At 72.3% G+C, this 17630-nt stretch carries 12 protein-coding genes; 6 read left to right on the forward strand and 6 right to left on the reverse strand.

The genetic code is table 11. From position 1 onward, the window contains the following. Together PV682_RS32925 and PV682_RS32930 are read right to left on the reverse strand one after the other, a co-directional pair. Positions 1-585 (reverse strand): ABC transporter substrate-binding protein (locus tag PV682_RS32925; RefSeq protein WP_319735423.1); only part of this gene is annotated, 585 nt, incomplete at its 3' end. Further along, positions 582-2960 carry an RICIN domain-containing protein gene (locus PV682_RS32930; protein ID WP_407705779.1) on the reverse strand — a complete coding sequence of 793 codons (2379 nt, stop codon included), beginning with the start codon at positions 2958-2960 and terminating at the stop codon, positions 582-584. The genes PV682_RS32930 and PV682_RS32925, both read right to left, overlap by 4 nt. A 282-nt stretch (positions 2961-3242) precedes the next feature. On the opposite strand from PV682_RS32930, the gene PV682_RS32935 reads away from it, so the two are divergent. Together PV682_RS32935 and PV682_RS32940 are read left to right on the forward strand one after the other, a co-directional pair. Next, the gene (locus PV682_RS32935; protein ID WP_319735424.1) at positions 3243-4562 is read left to right on the forward strand and encodes an RICIN domain-containing protein; all 1320 of its coding nucleotides are present in this window, start codon (positions 3243-3245) and stop codon (positions 4560-4562) included. Between the two features lie 90 nt (positions 4563-4652). Beyond that, positions 4653-7508 (forward strand): glycosyl hydrolase family 95 catalytic domain-containing protein, encoded by a 2856-nt coding sequence (locus tag PV682_RS32940; RefSeq protein WP_319735425.1) that lies wholly within the window; start codon positions 4653-4655, stop codon positions 7506-7508. 10 nt (positions 7509-7518) lie between these two features. On the opposite strand, the gene PV682_RS32945 is transcribed toward PV682_RS32940, so the two are convergent. After that, positions 7519-9204 carry a ThuA domain-containing protein gene (locus tag PV682_RS32945; protein ID WP_319735426.1) on the reverse strand — a complete coding sequence of 562 codons (1686 nt, stop codon included), beginning with the start codon at positions 9202-9204 and terminating at the stop codon, positions 7519-7521. Positions 9205-9216: 12 nt separating this feature from the next. Next, the gene (locus PV682_RS32950) at positions 9217-12021 is read right to left on the reverse strand and encodes a PQQ-dependent sugar dehydrogenase (protein WP_319735427.1); all 2805 of its coding nucleotides are present in this window, start codon (positions 12019-12021) and stop codon (positions 9217-9219) included. Positions 12022-12308: 287 nt separating this feature from the next. Between PV682_RS32950 and PV682_RS32955 the strand changes: the two genes are divergently transcribed. The 3 genes from PV682_RS32955 (at position 12309) to PV682_RS32965 (ending at position 14306) form a co-directional block, all read left to right on the forward strand. Next, positions 12309-13058, forward strand: coding sequence for a FadR/GntR family transcriptional regulator (locus PV682_RS32955; protein ID WP_319735428.1), 750 nt, complete (start codon positions 12309-12311; stop codon positions 13056-13058). Positions 13059-13291: 233 nt separating this feature from the next. Continuing rightward, positions 13292-14035, forward strand: a complete 744-nt coding sequence (locus PV682_RS32960; RefSeq protein WP_319735429.1) for an MgtC/SapB family protein — start codon at positions 13292-13294, stop codon at positions 14033-14035. A gap of 106 nt (positions 14036-14141) precedes the next feature. Continuing rightward, complete coding sequence (locus PV682_RS32965) at positions 14142-14306, forward strand: hypothetical protein (RefSeq protein WP_319735430.1); 165 nt, start codon at positions 14142-14144, stop codon at positions 14304-14306. 7 nt (positions 14307-14313) lie between these two features. Here PV682_RS32965 and PV682_RS32970 read toward each other — a convergent pair whose 3' ends face one another. Together PV682_RS32970 and PV682_RS32975 are read right to left on the reverse strand one after the other, a co-directional pair. Continuing rightward, positions 14314-15528 carry a cytochrome P450 gene (locus PV682_RS32970; protein WP_319735431.1) on the reverse strand — a complete coding sequence of 405 codons (1215 nt, stop codon included), beginning with the start codon at positions 15526-15528 and terminating at the stop codon, positions 14314-14316. Between the two features lie 11 nt (positions 15529-15539). After that, positions 15540-16994, reverse strand: a complete 1455-nt coding sequence (locus PV682_RS32975; protein WP_319735432.1) for an MDR family MFS transporter — start codon at positions 16992-16994, stop codon at positions 15540-15542. 106 nt (positions 16995-17100) lie between these two features. On the opposite strand from PV682_RS32975, the gene PV682_RS32980 reads away from it, so the two are divergent. After that, positions 17101-17601 (forward strand): MarR family winged helix-turn-helix transcriptional regulator, encoded by a 501-nt coding sequence (locus tag PV682_RS32980; protein ID WP_319735433.1) that lies wholly within the window; start codon positions 17101-17103, stop codon positions 17599-17601. Positions 17602-17630: the final 29 nt, after the last annotated feature.

Raw genomic sequence — 17630 nt, forward strand, 5'->3', positions numbered from 1 at the left:
CTCGTTGTGGCCGCCCGCGCCCCCCGCGCGCGGGGCCATCTCCGTTTGGGGGGCCCTGGGGGGGGGGGGGGGGCCCCGGGTCGGGGGGGGGGGGGGGGGGTCGAGGCCCGCCCGCTCGTACAGCTTCTTGCTGTAGTAGATCGGGTGCCCCTGCAAGGTGACCGGTGCGGCGTAGGTCCTGCCGTCCTCGCTGAACGCGTCCCAGCTCACTAGGCGGTCCCGGTCCCCGGCGAGGTAGGGGTCCAGCGGGACGAGTGCGTCCGTCCGGTCACGGATCTGGCCGCCGCCGTTGAACAGCATGACGTCCGGGCCCTTGCCCGCCTGGATGGCCGTGCCGAGCAGCGTGTAGTACTGGTCGAAGGGCTGGGCCACGAACTCGACGGTGACGCCGGGGTGCTTCTTCGCGAAGTCGGCCTTGGCCTTGGCGAGGTAGGCGGCAGCGGCGTCGTCCCCCGACTTCCAGTCCCAGACGACCAGTTGGTCCGTGGAGCCGCCGGACGACGGCTTCGACCCCGAGGCGCTGCCGCAGCCGGCCAGGGCAGCGGTGAGCAGGAGGACGGCCGCCCACGGTGCGCGGCGTCTCATCGCAGGCTCCACTTCTGGTTGGCTCCGCCGTGGCACGCCCACAGGTGGATCAGGGTGCCGTTCGCGGTCCCGCTGCCGCTCGCGTCCAGGCACAGCCCGGACTGCACGCCGGTGATCGTGCCGTCGGCGTTGACGTTCCACTGCTGGTTGGTGCCGCCGTGGCAGTCCCAGACGATCGCCTTGGTGCCGTTGGCGGTCCCCTGCCCGGAGGCATCCAGGCACGTGCCGCCGGCCAGGGCGAGTTGCCCGCCCGGGGTGTGGGTCCAGCGCTGGTTCGCGCCGCCGGTGCAGTCCCGGAGCTGCGCCTGATCTCCGCCCGCCGGGGTCGCGGCGCCGAAGCCGACGCAGCGGCCCGACTGGGCGCCCACGATCGCGCCGGTCTGCGGGTCGCCGCCGCCGCGCGGTCCGGCGTCGGCGATCACGGCCTGGGCGCCGGACGGCCAGTTCCCGCCCGTGACCGTGGTGTTGCCGCGGACGACGTTGCCGCGGTCGCCGTTGGTGATGTTGGTGCTGCCGTTGGTCGACCAGTTGTCGGTGACCGTCCAGTTGCCCATGTTCTCCCCGCCCCAGTAGTTGGCGGTGGCCCAGGTGCCGGTGGCGTCGAAGACGTTGCGGGTGGCGGTGTAGTAGCGGGAGCCCTCGTCGAAGTAGAGGCCGAAGTAGCCCTTGGTGCGCTGGCAGTGGTTGGCGCTGATCTCGGCGTTCGGGTTCCAGCCCAGGGTGTAGATGCAGCCGCCGTCGTTCATCTGCTGCATGACGTCGTGGATGTGGTTGCCGGTGAGCCGGTTGCCGGACGCGGTGGTCGGGGTCGTGTACCGGGGCTGGTAGTCGTACAGGCCGCGGCCCGCGTAGTGGTCGCTGCCGCCCGCGTCGTTGCTGCCCCAGCCGTAGCCGATCGACATGCCGGAGTAGGGCATGTTGTAGACCTCGTTGTGGGTCACGTTCGTGGTCGTGACGTAGGTGGTCAGGACCGACACGTTGCCCCGGTACTCCAGGCCGAGGTCGTGGATGCGGTTGTCGCTGACGGTGATGTTCCGGTTGGTCATCCGCTGGTCGCCGGGGTGGTGTGCGTCGGCGCGGACCCCGCCGACGACGATGCCGCCCGCCGAGCCGCGGGCGATCTCGGAGCGGGTGACCGTGATGTCGCTCGCGCCCAGGCCGACCCCGCTGGCGTGGGCGTTCGCGTCGTTGCCGATGCCGATGGCGGTCTGCCCCAGGTTGACGAACGCGCTGTCGCCGAAGGTGATGCCGCGCGCGGCGGACACCTGCACGGCGGCCGGCATCTGGCTCCAGTGCGGCCGGGCCGCCTCGAACTGCCGGCAGCCGTTCTGGCAGGACGTCAGCCGGTCGGCGGGCCAGTTCCAGTCGCCCGCGAGGTAGGCGCCGGTCTGCTGGTCCGCGTACCCCTGGTCGCCGCTGGGGCCGAGCCAGCTCGTGCCGGTGAACGTGATCCCGCTGAACGTGATGTCGTGGGCGGGCGCGTCGTAGGTGCCGCCGACGTTCAGCAGCGACTGGAGCACCGGCAGTTCCACGCGGGCGGTGCTCATGTTCTGCCCGGCCAGCGGGATGTAGTACAGCGAGCCGGTGCCCGGGTCGACGTACCACTCGCCGGGGGAGTCGAGGAATTCGTACGCGTTGGCCAGATAGAACGGACCGGCCCGGTGCGGGGCGGTGAGCGTGTCGTAGCCGAAGGTGTTGTTGTTCCAGGCGGGCTGACGCATCGTGACGACGTTCCCGCGGATGCTCTGCACGGGCGAGTAGCGGTCGGTGAAGGAGTTGACGCTCTCCACCTCGACCCGGTTCTGGCCCGCCAGGTTGTTGAGGTAGCCCAGGGCGGGGTCGGAGAAGGTCATGCCCGTGCTGGTGAAGGTGAACGAGGACCGGTTCACCTGCGTCCGCGCGCGGGTGGCGACGGCGCCGTCGACGTACAGCTGCCGGGTGTCGGTCCCGGCGGCGACGTCCGCGCGCCAGATGTTCTTCCCGGCGTCGGCGACCGACCAGCCGGTGACCGCGCGGGCGCCGCTGAGCACGGGGCGCGCGGAGGGGGCGGCCCGCCACACGACCCGGTGGCCGTTGGTGCCGGAGTCCGCCGCCGTCATCCGCAGGGGCGCGGACAACCGGTACACCCCGTCGGCCAGCTCGACGACGATGTCGTCCGACATCCCTTGGCTGAGCGAGCGCACCGCTGCCTGCGCGGCGGGCAGCGAGCAGGGCTCGGGGAGCGAACACGCGGTGCCGGTGCCGGACGGGGCGGCGTACAGGGTGGTCGTGGCCTCGGAGGCGGCGGCGGGGGCAGGGGCGGTCGCGGCCAGCGCGGCGGTCGTCGCCGCGGCGGCCACGAAGGCCCGCACCGCCAGGGACCAGGATGCGAACACGGGATCTCCTTTACGTGGGATGGATCCGGCGAACGCCCCTGCCTAGGCAGACCTCAGTGCACCATATGAATCATGTACATGCAATGGATGGATGCGACTCATCCGTGCGATCCCTTGACGACAGTGGGGCGGACCGCTTCCATGGGGGACGTTTGAGCATCCGGTCGACATACATGAGTCGGACTCATTCGAACTTCACGCGTAGCCCCTGTGTACGGCGAACCCCCCACAACGTAGTGGAGTGGCGTGATGACGAGATACAGATCCTTATTCCGGTCCGCCGTGGCCGCGGCGCTTCTGGTCGTCGCCGCGGGCGGCGCCGCGCACGGCGCCACGGCGGCTCCCCCGCCGCGGACGTCCGCCGCGAGCCCCGGGTGCGGCACCGCCCCGAAGCTGACCAGCGGTACCCACACCATCCAGAGCAACGGCAAGAGCCGCAGCTTCATCCTCAAACTCCCCGACACCTACGACAACAACCGCCCCTACCGCCTCGCGTTCGGCTTCCACTGGTGGGGCGGCACCGCGAACGACGTCGCCTCCGGCGGAAGCGACGGATACGCGTGGGCCTACTACGGCATGCTCTCCCAGGCGAACAACAGCACGGTCTTCGTCGCGCCCCAGGGCATCGGCAACGGCTGGGCCAACACCGGCGGCGAGGACGTGACCTTCACCGACGACATGCTCAGGGTCATCGGCCAGGGCCTGTGCGTCGACACCGCACAGGTGTACTCCGTGGGCTTCAGCTACGGCGGCGCCATGAGCTACGCCCTCGCCTGCGCCCGCCCGGCCGCCTTCCGCGCGGTCGCCGCCATCGCCGCCCCCGGCCCGATCAGCGGATGCGCCGGCGGCACCGGACCCGTCGGCTACCTGGGCATCCACGGCATCTCCGACAGCATCCAGAACGGCCGCGCGCTGCGGGACCGGTTCGTCCGCAACAACGGCTGCACCCCGCAGAACCCGCCCGAACCCGCACGCGGCAGCCTCACCCACACGATCACCGCCTACGCCGGCTGCCAGGCCGACCACCCGGTCGTCTGGGCCGCGTTCGACGGCGGCCACCAGCAGGGCCCCGTGGACGGGTGCGCCGGCTGCGAGAGCGGCGCCAGGAGCTGGGTCAAGGCGGAACTGTGGCGCTTCTTCACCCGGTTCGGCTCCGAGCCGCCCGCGCCGACGGTCCCGGAACCCGGGGTCGCCTACCGGCTGGCGGCCGTCCACAGCGGCAAGGCGGCCGACATCGAGGGCGCGTCCACCGCGGCCGGCGCGGCACTGATCCAGTGGTCCGTGAACGGCGGGCTCAACCAGCGGTTCGACTTCGTCCCCTCCGGCGACGGCTACTACCGCATCCGGGCCCGGCACAGCACCCTGGTCCTCCAGACCGCGGGCCCGGCCGCCGGCGCGGGCATCACCCAGCAGCCCGACACCAACGCCGCCGGCCAGCAGTGGCGCGTCGTCGACCAGGGCGACGGCACGCTCAGCCTGGTCAACCGGCAGAGCGGCCTCGCCATGGACGTACCGGGAGGCTCCACCGCCGACGGCGCCCGTGTCTCCCAGCAGGCCGCGAACGGCGCCGCCCACCAGCGGTTCCGCCTCCAGCGCGACTGACCGCCCGGTCACCGCGACCACGGCACGCCGGCGCGGCTGCGCAGCCGCGCCGGCGCAACTCCGCGTACGCCACAGGAAGGTGGGAGCCAGATGCCCGATCCGACACGACGGCAGGCGATGAGACTGGGCGTGGCCGGTGCCGTGCTCGGCCGCACCGGCTGGACGGCGACCGCCCGCGCCGACGCGACCGCGCCGCCCGAGGTCCGAGCGGCCGGCGACCTCGCGCTCTGGTACGACAAGGCGGCCGGCACGGAGTGGCTGCGCGCGCTGCCGGTCGGCAACGGCCGCCTCGGCGCGATGGTGTTCGGCAACACCGACACGGAACGCCTCCAGCTCAACGAGGACACGCTGTGGGCCGGCGGCCCCCACAATTACGACAACCCGCGCGGCGCCGCCGCCCTCGGCCGCATCCGGCAGATGGTCTTCGCCGACCAGTGGGCGCAGGCGCAGGACCTGATCAACCAGACCATGCTCGGCAACCCTGCGGCCCAGCTCGCCTACCAGCCCGTCGGCGACCTCCGCATCACCCTCCCGGGCGGCGGCACGGTCTCCGGGTACGAGCGCTGGCTCGACCTCACCACCGCCACGACCGTCGCCACCTACACCGCGAACAACGTGCGATACCGGCGCGAGGTGTTCGCCAGCGCGCCGGACCAGGTGATCGTCATGCGGCTGACCGCCCAGACACCCGGCTCGGTCACCTTCACGGCCGCCTTCACCAGCCCGCAGCGCACCTCGGTCTCCAGCCCCGACGGCACGACGATCGCCCTCGACGGAGTCTCCGGCGACATGCGCGGCATCGCGGGCACGGTCCGCTTCCTCGCCCTGGCCAGAGCGGTCGCCCAGGGCGGAACCGTCACCAGTTCCGGCGGCACCCTGCGGGTCACGGGCGCGAACAGCGTGACGCTTCTGCTCTCCATCGGCACCAGCTACGTCGACTACCGCACCGTCAGCGGCGACTACCAGGGCATCGCCCGGACCCACCTGAACGCCGCCCAGGCCGTCCCGTACGACACCCTCCTCGCCCGCCATGTCGCCGACTACCAGGCGCTGTTCGGCCGCGTCCGCATCGACGTCGGCCGTACCCCGGCGGCCGACCAGCCGACGGACGTCCGCATCGCCCGGCACAACGCGGCCGACGACCCGCAGTTCTCCGCGCTGCTCTTCCAGTACGGCCGCTACCTGCTGATCTCGTCGTCGCGGCCCGGCACCCAGCCGGCGAACCTCCAGGGCATCTGGAACGACCAGCTGAACCCGTCCTGGGACTCGAAGTACACGATCAACGCGAACCTGCCGATGAACTACTGGCCCGCCGACACGACCAACCTCGCCGAGTGCCTCACGCCCCTGTTCGCGATGGTCGACGACCTCACGGCCACCGGCGCCCGCACCGCGCAGGCGCAGTACGGCGCCCGGGGCTGGGTCACGCACCACAACACCGACGCGTGGCGGGGCACCTCGGTCGTCGACGGCGCCGTGTGGGGCATGTGGCAGACCGGCGGCGCCTGGCTGGCCTCCCTGATCTGGGACCACTACCGCTTCACCGGCGACGTCGAGTTCCTGCGGCGCGGCTATCCGGCGCTGAAGGGCGCGGCCCAGTTCTTCCTCGACACCCTGGTGCCCCACCCCACCCTGGGCCACCTGGTCACCAACCCGTCGAACTCGCCGGAACTGACCCACCATCCGGACGTCAGCGTGTGCGCCGGCCCGACGATGGACATGCAGATCCTGCGCTCCCTGTTCGACGGATGCGCGTCCGCCAGCGAGGTCCTCGGGACCGACGCCGCCTTCCGCGACCAGGTCCGCTCGGCCCGGCAACGGCTGGCCCCGATGAAGATCGGCTCACGCGGCAACATCCAGGAGTGGCTGCACGACTGGGTGGAGACCGAGCGCAGTCACCGGCACATCTCCCACCTGTACGGGCTGCACCCCGGCAACGAGATCACCCGGCGCGGGACACCCCAGCTGTTCGAGGCCGCCCGCCGCACCCTGGAACTGCGCGGCGACGCCGGAACCGGCTGGTCGCTCGCCTGGAAGATCAACTACTGGGCGCGCATGGAGGACGGCGCGCGGGCCCACAAACTCCTGCGCGACCTCGTGACCACGGACCGGCTCGCGCCCAACATGTTCGACCTGCACCCGCCCTTCCAGATCGACGGCAACTTCGGCGCCACCTCGGGTGTCGCGGAGATGCTGCTGCACAGCCACAACGGCGAACTCCACGTCCTGCCCGCACTGCCGCCCGCCTGGCCGGCGGGGAGCGTCGCCGGACTGCGCGGGCGCGGCGGCCACACCGTCGGCGCCGTGTGGCAGGGCGGCCGGCCCACCGAACTGACCGTCACCCCCGACCGCACCGGCACCCTCCGGATCCGCAGCCGCATGTTCACCGGCGCCCACGACCTGCTCGACACGACCAGCGGCGACCCGGTACGGCCCACGAAGCCCGAGACCGACCTGATCGAGTTCACCGGCCAGGCCGGACACACCTACCGCGCGACCGCCCAGGGCCCCGGCCCGGTCGTGGAACCCGGCGTGTACTACCAGCTGGTCGCCCAGCACAGCGGAAAACCCGCCGACATCAGCGGCGCGTCCACCGCCGCGGGCGCCCTCCTGATCCAGTGGCCGGCCACCTCGGGGCCGAACCAGCGGTTCGACTTCCTCGACTCCGGCGACGGCTACCACCGCGTCCGGGCCCGGCACAGCGGCATGGTGATCCAGGCCATGAGCCCGAGCGGCGGCGCCGAGATCACCCAGCAGCCCGACACCGGGGCGGCGAGCCAGCAGTGGCGGGTGGTCGACCAGGGCGGCGGCGTGATCGGCCTGGTCAACCGGCAGAGCGGGCTCGCCCTGGACGTGTGGAACGCGTCGACCGCGGACGGCGCCCGCATCTCCCAGGCGACCCCCGCCGCTGCCGCCCAGCAGAGGTTCCAGCTGCGGCGGGGGTGACGGCGCACGGTCAGGGCAGGGTCCAGCGCTGGTTGGCGCCGCCGTGGCAGGTCCAGACGATGAGCGGGGTGCCGTCGGCGCTGGAGGCTCCGCTCGCGTCCAGGCACTTGGCCGACTTCGGGTTCACGAGCGCGCCGCCTGTGCCGGTGGTCCAGGTCTGACCCGGGCCGCCGTCGCAGGGCGACAGCTGGACGGGGGAGCCGTCGGCGGTGCCGGTGACGGTCATGCACCTGCCCTGGTTGCGCCAGGTGTCGCCGTCCCGGGTCCACTGCTGGGCGGCGGCGCCGTTACAGGTCCACAGCTGGAGCCTCGCGCCGCTCCCGCCCGTGTCGGCGCACTTGCCGCCGGTGCCCACGAGAGGGCCCGGGGTGGGGGCGGTGCCGCCCAGTTCCCGGATCCGGATGTTGCGGAAGGACACCTCGTCGCCGTCGCCGTGGTTCTGGATGCCGATGTGCCCGGAGACCAGGGAACGCGCCGGGTCGGTGTTGGTGAAGTCGTTGACCTTGGTGCCGTTCAGGAACACCTGGACGCGCTCGCCCTCCACCAGCGCCTCGAAGGTGTTCCACTCGCCCGGCGGATTCAGCGCCGCGTCGCGGGCGGCGATGTCCGGCGCCCGGAAGCCGTAGACCGCGCCGGTGGTGCGGTCCGGCGTGTCCGTGGCGTCGATCTGGATCTCGTGGCCCTGGGCGAGCGCCGTGTTCGGGTCGGAGCCGGGCGGGAAGCCGATGACGACCCCGGAGTTGTCGTCGCCGGCCATCCGCCAGTCCAGCTTCAGCGAGTAGGAGCGGAACTCCTTGGCGCTGTACCAGAGCATGCCGAGCCCGCCGGACGACGTCAGCGTGGCGTCACTGTCGGCGAAGCCGCCCGGACCGGCCTGCGACCAGCCGGTGGTGGCCCCGTTGTAGAGGGGCGTGTACCCGTTCTCCGGCCGGCAGTCCGCCCGGGCCCGGCCCGCCGTGTACCGGATGCCGCCCAGCAGCAGCGCCCGGACGCCCGGCTCGCTGTAGCTCGCCTGGGTGTGGCCGTTGCCCGTGTAGAAGGAACGCCCGCCCTGGACCTGCTTGCACCAGGTGTGCGGATGGTCGGCCCCCATCGCGCCACCGGAGTACGTCGACTCGTCCAGCGTCGCCAGCACCCGCGCGCCGGCCCGCACGTTGCTGCGGAAGTCGTACCACTCGTCCGTGCGCACCCACGACGGTCCGAGGTGCTGGGTGGCCGGGTGCGCCCGGTTCTCGACCCGGACGGTGGCCTGCTGGACGGCCGGGTGCGAGGCGAAGTACGCCCCGACCAGCTCGCCGTAGAACGGCCAGTCGTACTCGGTGTCGGCAGCCGCGTGGACGCCGACGTACCCGCCACCGCCCCGGATGTAGGACTCGAACGCGCTCTGCTGGGTGCCGTTCAGGACGTCCCCGGTGGTGTTGAGGAACACCACCGTCTCGTACCGGGCCAGGTTCGCGGCGGTGAACTGCGCCGCGTCCTCGGTCGCGGTCACCGTGAAGCTGTTCGCCGCGCCCAGTTCCCGGATCGTCCGGATCCCGGCGGCGATGGAGTCGTGCCGGAACCCGGCGGTCTTGGAGAACACGAGGACGTCGTACGGCGCGTCGGCGGCGCCGGCCGGCGGGGCGGCGCCGAACGCGAGGACGGCGAGCGCGGCGGCTGACGTGCCGAGCGCGCGCCGGGTGAACGAGCGTTTCATGTCTTCGCCCTCCTAGGACGACGTCCACTTCTGGTTGGGGCCCCCGTTGCAGGTCCAGATGATCAGCCGGGTGCCGTCGGCGGAACCGGCGCCCTCGGCGTCCAGGCACTTGCCGCCGGTGCGGATCGTGCCGTCGCCCTGCACGGACCAGTTCTGCGCGGCGGAGCCGTCGCAGACCGCGAGCTGGACCGCGGTGCCGTCGGCGGTGGCGCCGCCTACGGTCGCCATGCACTTGTCCAGGGCCCGCAGGGTGCTCCCGCCGACCGTCCACTTCTGGTCGGCGCCGCCGTCGCAGGTCCACAGCTGGAGGCGCGTGCCGTCGCCGGCGTCGACGCACTTGCCGCCGATACCGGTGATCTGCCGCCCGGTGCCGCCCGGCGGTGTGCCGAACGTGAACGCGTCCACGTCGAAGAGGAAGCCGCTGCCGCCGGAGAACGTCAGATACACCGTCACGGTCCCGGCCGGGACGCCCGTCAGCGTGGTGGAGACCTCCCTGAAGGTGTCCCACCCGCCGGTCACCGGCACCGCGACCGAGCCGAGCACGGGCCCGGTCGGCGACCCCGTCCGCACGGACAGCGTGCCGCCCGCGCCGCCGGACGACACCCGTGCGCTGAACCGGGTCTCCCCGCCGAGCGCGTAGGGCCCGAACGCGATCCAGTCGCCGTTGTGGATGTCACCGACGGTCCTGCCGCCCTCGGCGCCCGCCTTGTCGTACAGCCCCGTGCCCGACTGGGCGGTGCGGTGCTCGGCCTGGCGGTGGCGCAGTTGCAGGGTGTGCTGCGTGTGCGTGGTCAGCGCCGGCTGGCCGCCCCCGCCGAGATCGGTGTACTCGGCGTCGAACACCGCGAACAGGTTCGCCGCCGTGTCGTGCTCGCCGTCCACGGGGATCGTCAGGGTGCCCGAGCACCCGGTGCGCGAGGTGATCTGGTGGCCGTGGTCGTCGTGGCCCAGGAGATACGTCAGCTTCACCCGGGAGCAGTCGACCGTGCCGTCCTCCGGGTCCGTCACGGTGATCGTGTACGGCACGGTGTCGCCGAAGGAGAACAGGGTGCCGTCGGCCGGCGGGTTCAGCGTGACCGTGGGCGCGGTGTTGCCGACCGTGATCGTCACGCCGGCGGTGGCGGTGCGCCCGGTCGGGTCGGTCACCGTGAGGGTGACGGTGCGCCGGCCGTTGTCCGGGTAGGTGTGGCTCGGGGAGGGCGAGGAGGACGTGGTGCCGTCGCCGAAGTCCCAGCGGTAGGAGAGCGCGCCGCCCTCCGGGTCTGAGGAGCCCGCCGAGGAGAAGGCGACCGTCAGCGGCGCGAGCCCCGACGTCCGGTCCGCGGCGGCCCGCGCGGTCGGCGCCTGGTTGCCGGCCGGGTTGTACTCGATGCGGTAGAGGGCGGACTCCGCGTTGCCGCTGCCCCAGCCCGTTCCGTAGTCCAGCACGTACAGGGCGCCGTCCGGGCCGAACGCGGTGTCCATGATCTGGGTGCCGCGCCACGGGAAGTCGCTGATCTGCCCGGCCGACCCGTCGGCCTCGACGTCGACCGTCTTCAGCCAGCGCCTGCCGAACTCGGCGAGGAACACGTGCCCGTCCAGCGCGGCGGGGAACTTGACCGTCGACGGGTTGGAGGCGTCGTAGCGGTACACCACACCGCCCATCGGCGACTCGGAGCCGCAGCCGAACGCCGCGAGCGAGCAGTTGTCGTAGTTCAGCCACGCCGGACGGGCGGCGGGCAGGGCGGTCAGCCCTGTGTTGCGGGGCGAGTTGTTGACCGGCGCGGCGCAGTTGAACCGGTTCCCGGACGGCCCCGACGGGAACGTGTAGTCGACATAGGTCTCAGCGGCGGTGTTCTTGCCCATGCAGTAGGGCCAGCCGTAGTTCCCGGCCGAGGCGATCCGGTCGAACTCGACCTGCCCGGCGGGCCCGCGGCTGTTGCTGGCCGTGCCCGCGTCGGGGCCGTAGTCGCCGAGGTAGAGCACGCCGGTGGCCTTGTCCACACCGAAGCGGAACGGGTTGCGGAAACCCATCGCGTAGATCTCCGGCCGGGTGCCCGAGGTGCCCGGCGCGAACAGGTTGCCCGCCGGGATCGAGTACGTCCCGTTCGCGTTCACCTTGATCCGCAGCACCTTGCCGCGCAGGTCGTTGGTGTTGGCGGCGCTGCGCTGCGCGTCGTAGGCGGGGTTGCGGCCCGTGCGCTCGTCGATGGGGGTGTACCCGTCCGAGGCGAACGGGTTCGAGTCGTCGCCCGTGGAGAGGTAGAGGTTGCCGGCCGCGTCGAAGTCGATGTCGCCGCCGACGTGGCAGCACATGCCCCGGCTGGTCGCGACCTCCAGCACGGTCACCTGGCTGGCCATGTTGAGCGTGAAGTCGGCGTTCAGGGTGAACCGGGAGAGCCGGTTGACGCCGTTCCACACGGAGAAGTCCGTGCCGTTGTCCGGTGCGTCGCCGCCCGGCGTGGACAGCGGGGGCGCGTAGTACAGGTAGATGAACCGGTTGCCGGCGAACCCCGGGTCCACCCCGATGCCCTGGAGGCCCTCCTCGTCGTGCGTGTACACCGGCAGGGTGCCGATCACGCTGGTGACGCCGTCGGCGGTGGTGCGGCGCAGGACGCCGCCGCGCGCCGTGTGCAGCACCGAGCGGTCCGGCAGCACGGCCAGGGACATGGGTTCGCCGACCTCGGCGACGCCCCGGGCCAGTTCGACCTGCTGGAAGTCGGCGGGGTTCACCGCGTGCGCCGCCGCGGGCACGGGGGCGGCGAACGCCGGCACGACGACGGTCGCCGCGATCAGCGCGGCCACCGCGATCAGACGTCTTGCGATCAGTCTCTTCACGACATCGGCTCCGGCGGGAGGGCAGGGGGCAGGGACGGTCCGGCGCTGGTTCGCGCCGCCGTGGCAGGACCGGACGATCAGTCGGGCGCCGCGCGGTGTGATCTGTGAATGTCTGCCGACGCCACCGCGGCCAGGTGAAGCGTCGTCATGTATGCGACTCATACGTGCGCCAAGATGCGCCAAATCCCGATAGTAGCCTGATTTGACCGAGGCCAGTCAAGGGTGGGGACGGCCTGATGTATGCGACTCATCTGTGGATCTCAGCCAGTGTTGTAGGATTTTTCGACATGGTGGAAGCGACAGTGGGCGGCGCCGCCGAGCCTGCGGGCTCGTACCGGCCGGGGTACGAGGTGGCCGCCGAGCGGATCCTCCAGCTCATCGCCGAGTCCGGGCTGCGGCCCGGCGACCGGATGCCGACCGAGAAGGAACTGGCCGCGCGGCTCGACGCCAGCCGCAGCGTGGTCCGCGAAGCGGTCAAGATCCTCTCCGCGATCGGACGGGTCCGGGCGCACAAGGGCCGGGGCCTGTACGTCGCCGACGACGACGGGATGCTCGGCTCGTCCCGCTGGGGCGGGTTCTTCCTGCCCACCGACCTCGACCACGTCTACATGCTGTTCGAGTTCCGCCGCATCCAGGAGACCGCCGCGAGCCGGCTCGCGGCGACCCACGCGACCCCGGCCGAACTGCGCGCGATCGAGGCCGCCGTCGAGACCTGCCGGCAGGGCCATCTCACCGGACAGGCCGCACTCTTCGACCGCGGCGACGACGACTTCCACCTCGCCGTCGCCATCGCCTCGCACAACCAGTTCCTCGTCGCCTCGGTCCGTGAATCCCGGCGCCTGCAACGCCAGTCCAGCACGATCGGCCTGCACGGCACGGTCGGCGGGCACGCGCCCGAAGCGGTCGAGGAACACGCCGCGATCTACCGGGCGATCCGCGACGGCAGGCCCGAGGAGGCGGCCGGGGCCGCCGCCGTCCACCTCGACAACACCCTTGAGGACTACCGGCGCGAGATCCAGCGCCGGGTCTTCGGCTGACGCGGCGGTGCCGTCGTCGGGCCGGACCCCGGGTACTTTCTTGTTGCGTCGATATGCAAGTATGGTGGGCGGCAACCCGGAGGGAGAAGGAGGTGGACGGCATGGATCTCAGCCGGAGTAGGACGGGCCGTCACCGGCCCCGCGTCCCCGCGTCCCGCTGTCCTTCGGGCATCCGGTAGCGGCCCCCTCCCGCAGGGCGCCCGCCGCGCCCTCGTTCCGTCCGGGAGGTTCCCATGGCGAACCTGACCACCCTCGACTTCGTCCTGCGGCTCGCCGCGGGCGTCGGCTGCGGCGCGCTGATCGGCGTCGAACGCCAGTGGCGCGCCCGCATGGCCGGGCTGCGCACCAACGCCCTCGTCGCCGCCGGCGCCACCCTGTTCGTCCTCTACAGCGAGGCCGTCGGCGACACCGGCAGCCCCACCCGGGTCGCCTCGTACGTCGTCTCCGGCATCGGCTTCCTCGGCGGCGGCGTCATCCTCCGCGAGGGCGGTGGCGTGCGCGGCCTCAACACCGCCGCCACACTGTGGTGTTCGGCCGCCGTAGGGGTGCTCGCCGCGTCCGGCCGGCTCGACCTGTGCCTCATCGGCACGGCCGCCGTCCTCGCCGTCCACCTGCTGCTGCGCCCGGCGGGCCGGCTCATCGACCGCGTCCCGCAGCGCGACCCCGACGGGGAGGAGGTGCGCGCCACCGTCCACCTGGTCTGCGACCGCGCCGACGAGACACATCTGCGCGCCCTCCTCTCCCAGGCCCTGACCGGCGACGGCCTCGCCCCCACGGGGCTGAGAGTGCGCCGCGACGGCGACGACGCGACCGTCGTCCGGGCCACGGCCCTCGTCACCGGCGACCCCGCCCGCACCCTGGAGCTGCTCGTCGCGCGGCTGGCGCTGGAGCCGGGTGTGCGGGATCTGCACTGGCACCTGGACGACACGCGTCCGGACGCGTCGCTCGCCGCGGAACGGGAGACGGCGGCCGTGTAAGGGCCCGTGGGCCGGATTGCGGACGGATCGGCGTCCGGATCTCGCTGATCTCGCGGCCCTGGGCTTCGTTCTGGGCACGCAGCCCGCCACCCCGGGGACCGCCGCCGTGGCGATCACCGCGTTCCGCTCTCCGTACGGCGGAGTCAACCTGTACTTCGACAGCGACGGGAGCACCGACCCCAGCGACGCGCTCATCGCCTTCGACAACGTCGCCGACGGCTACGGCATCGAGGCGACTCTGTGGATCCCGTCGTCCCGGCGTACGGGGTGACCCCTCGTCACCAGGTCACTTCGAGTTCTTCGAGGCCGTAGATCAGTTTGTCGGGGCGGAATGCCGGGCGGGACTCGGGGGCGGCGAGGCGCAGGGTCGGCAGGCGGCGGAGGAGGGTGCGGTAGCCGACCTGGAGTTCGAGGCGGGCCAGGGGCTGGCCCAGGCACTGGTGTGCGCCGTGGCCGAACGCGATGTGGCGGCGGGCCTCGGTGCGGTGGACGTCGAGGCGGTCGGGGTCGGGGAAGGCGGAGGCGTCGCGGTTGGCGGCGTCCGGCATGAGGATCACCCCCTCACCCGCGGCGATGGTGACGCCCGCGATCTCCACCGGCTCCAGGGCGACCCGGCGGCGGCCCAGGTGCGTGATGCTCAGGTAGCGCAGCAGCTCCTCCACGGCGTTCTCCACCAGTTCCGGGGAGTCCGCGTCCCGCAGCTCCCGGGCCTGGGCGGGGTGCTGGAGCAGGGCGAGGGTGCCCAGGGAGAGCATGTTCGCGGTCGTCTCGTAGCCCGCGTTCAGCAGCAACAGGCAGGTGGACACGAGCCGTTCGCGCCCGAGGTGCCCGGGGTGCAGCTGGCCGGAGATCAGCCGGCTGACGATGTCGTCACCGGGGGAGCGCTCCTTCTCCGCGACCAGCTCGCCCATGTAGCGCGCCAGTTCGCGGTTGGCGGCGAACGCCCGCTCCCGGTCGGTGTCCCCGGTGGCCAGCAGCGTCGTCTGCTCCTGGAAGAAGGCGTGGTCGCGGTAGGGCACCCCGAGCAGTTCGCAGATGGTCAGCGACGGCAGCGCCAGCGCGTACGCCCGCACCAGGTCGACCGGCGGGCCGGTCCTCGCGATGCCGTCGAGCAGCGACGTGGTGATCTGCTCGACGCGCGGACGCATCCGCTGCATCCGGCGGTGGGTGAACTCCCGCACCAGCATGCGCCGGTGGTGTTCGTGCTCGGCGCCGTCCATGATGGCGAACGGCCGGTTGTCCTTCATCTGCCGGGACATCACCGCCGTCGCCGCGCTCTGCTGGGGGAAGCCGGGGCGGGTCGCGTCGGCGCTGAAGCGGCGGTCGGTGAGGATCGCCTGCTGGTCGGCGAGGCGGAAGACCAGCCAGGGCGTGTCGCCGTTCCACAGCCGGGCGCGTGTCAGCGGCGCGGACTCACGCAGCTCCGCATAGGCGGGCGGCGGATCGAGCGGGCGGTCCGTCGCGCGGTCCATGGGGAAGCTGGGCAGGGACATGGTGGGACTCCTCAGGGTGAGTGCGTGGACTCCTCCTCGGCCGGTGCGGCGCGGTCGGTGCCGTGCCTCGGCAGCAGGAGCGCGGGAAGGTAGATGAGGGCGGCCAGGCCGAACGCCACCCAGAAGGTCTGCGCGAAAGCGGTGACGAGCGGCCCCTCGGCGGGTCGGCCCCCGGGCAGCTCGGCGGAGATCCGGCCGCTCAGCACGACGGCGATGACCGCGCTGCCGAACGAACCGCCCACCTGCTGAAGGATCGTCACGGTCGAACTGGCCCTGGGCACCGCCTCCTTGGACAGCGTCGCGTACGCCGAGGACAGCGCCGGCGTCATCACCGCGCCGAGCCCGAACCCACGCAGCACCAGGGCCGCCGCGAGCAGTCCGTACGAGGTGTCGGGCGTGACCTGCGTGTAGACGACCGTGCCGAGCAGTGCCAGGGTCACCCCGACCGGCACCACCCGGCCCGCGCCGATCCGATCGGTCAGGATGCCCGCGACCGGCATCGCCAGCGCCGCGCCGAACCCCTGCGGGGCGAGCAGCAGCCCGGCGGTCAGGGCGCTCTCGCCCTTCGCGGTCTGGTAGAAGAGCGGCAGCAGCAGCATCGAGCCGAACAGGCCGACGCTGAACAGGAACGTCGTCACGGCCGCAGCCGAGAACGTCCGGTCCGCGAAGAGCCGGAGGTCGATCAGGGCCCGCCCGCCGAGCCGCAGCGCGCTCACGCTGAACAGGACGCCCAGGACGACGGCCGCGCCGAGGCAGGCGATCGCGGCCGGGTCGTCGAAGCCGTCCGTGCCGGCCCGCGACAGCCCGTACAGCGCGAGCACCAGCGCGCCCGCCAGCAGGGCGAAGCCGCGGGTGTCCAGCTTCCCGGCGGCTCCCGGCACCGGGCGGGTGTCCGGCAGCAGCCGTAGCGCCACGGTGAACGCGGCGACGCCGACCGGGGCGTTGACGTAGAAGATCCACCGCCAGTCGTAGTCGACCAGCCAGCCGCCCAGGACCGGGCCGAGGACCGGACCCAGCAGCATCGGGACGCCGATGACGCTCATCACCCGGCCCATCCGGGCCGGCCCCGCCGCCGTCGCCAGGATCGTCTGGGCCAGTGGCATGATCATCCCGCCACCCAGGCCCTGTACCACCCGGAAGGCGATCAGGCTGCCGATCGACCAGGCCGCGCCGGACAGCACGGAACCGGCGATGAACAGGCCCAGCGACAGCAGCCACAGGGGTTTGACGCCGAAGTGCTCCGAGCCCCAGCCCGCGAACGGGATGACCAGACCCATCGCGAGGAAGTAGCCGGTCACCGTCCACTGGACGGTGGACAGGCCGGTGTCGAGGTCGTCGCTGAGGGTGTGCAGGGCGACATTGACGATCGTCGTGTCCAGGACGGCCATGACCGCGCCCAGGACGACGACCATCGCGACGACCCAGATGTCCCGGCCGAGCGGTTCGGACGAGGAATTGCTCCGCACGGAGCCTCCCTGGATGTGTGGCTGCCAGTGAATATGTCGAAGCTCGATAACATCGAACTTCGACATATCTTGCAGTACACCATCGGAGCGTGATGAACTTCAAGCCATGGCCCGCACCTCGCACCCCGAACACCCGGAGGCGGGGGACGCCGTGGACGAGGACCTCAAGGCGCTCGTACGGCTGTTCGCCCGTGTCATGAAGCAGGTGCGCGACCCCGCGCAGGACGCGCCCGCACCGCTGCGCACCCTGCTCGGCGACGCCGGACTGGCCAACCGCCACCTCGCCCCGCTCATCTCCCTCTCCGTGGACGGCCCCGCCTCGGTCGGCGAACTGGCCCAGCGGCTCGCGCTGAGCCCCAACACCACCAGCCAGCTCGTCAACGAACTGCACCGGGGCGGGCTGGTCCTGCGTATCGAGGACGACCACGACCGCCGCCGCACCATCGTCAGTGTGGGGGAGCCCCACCGCTCCCTGATCGAGCACAGCGCCCGCCTGCGCCTCGCGCCCCTGCGCCGCGCGCTGGACCGGCTGGCCCCGCAGGATCGCGCGGCCTTCGTGCGGAGCATGCGGGTGGTGGCGGAGGCGCTGGAGACGCCGGGGGCGTGAGGGGGTGACCGGCCCGCACGCCGGCCACC

The sequence above is a fragment of the Streptomyces niveiscabiei genome, from assembly GCF_033794345.1.
Taxonomy (GTDB): domain Bacteria; phylum Actinomycetota; class Actinomycetes; order Streptomycetales; family Streptomycetaceae; genus Streptomyces; species Streptomyces niveiscabiei.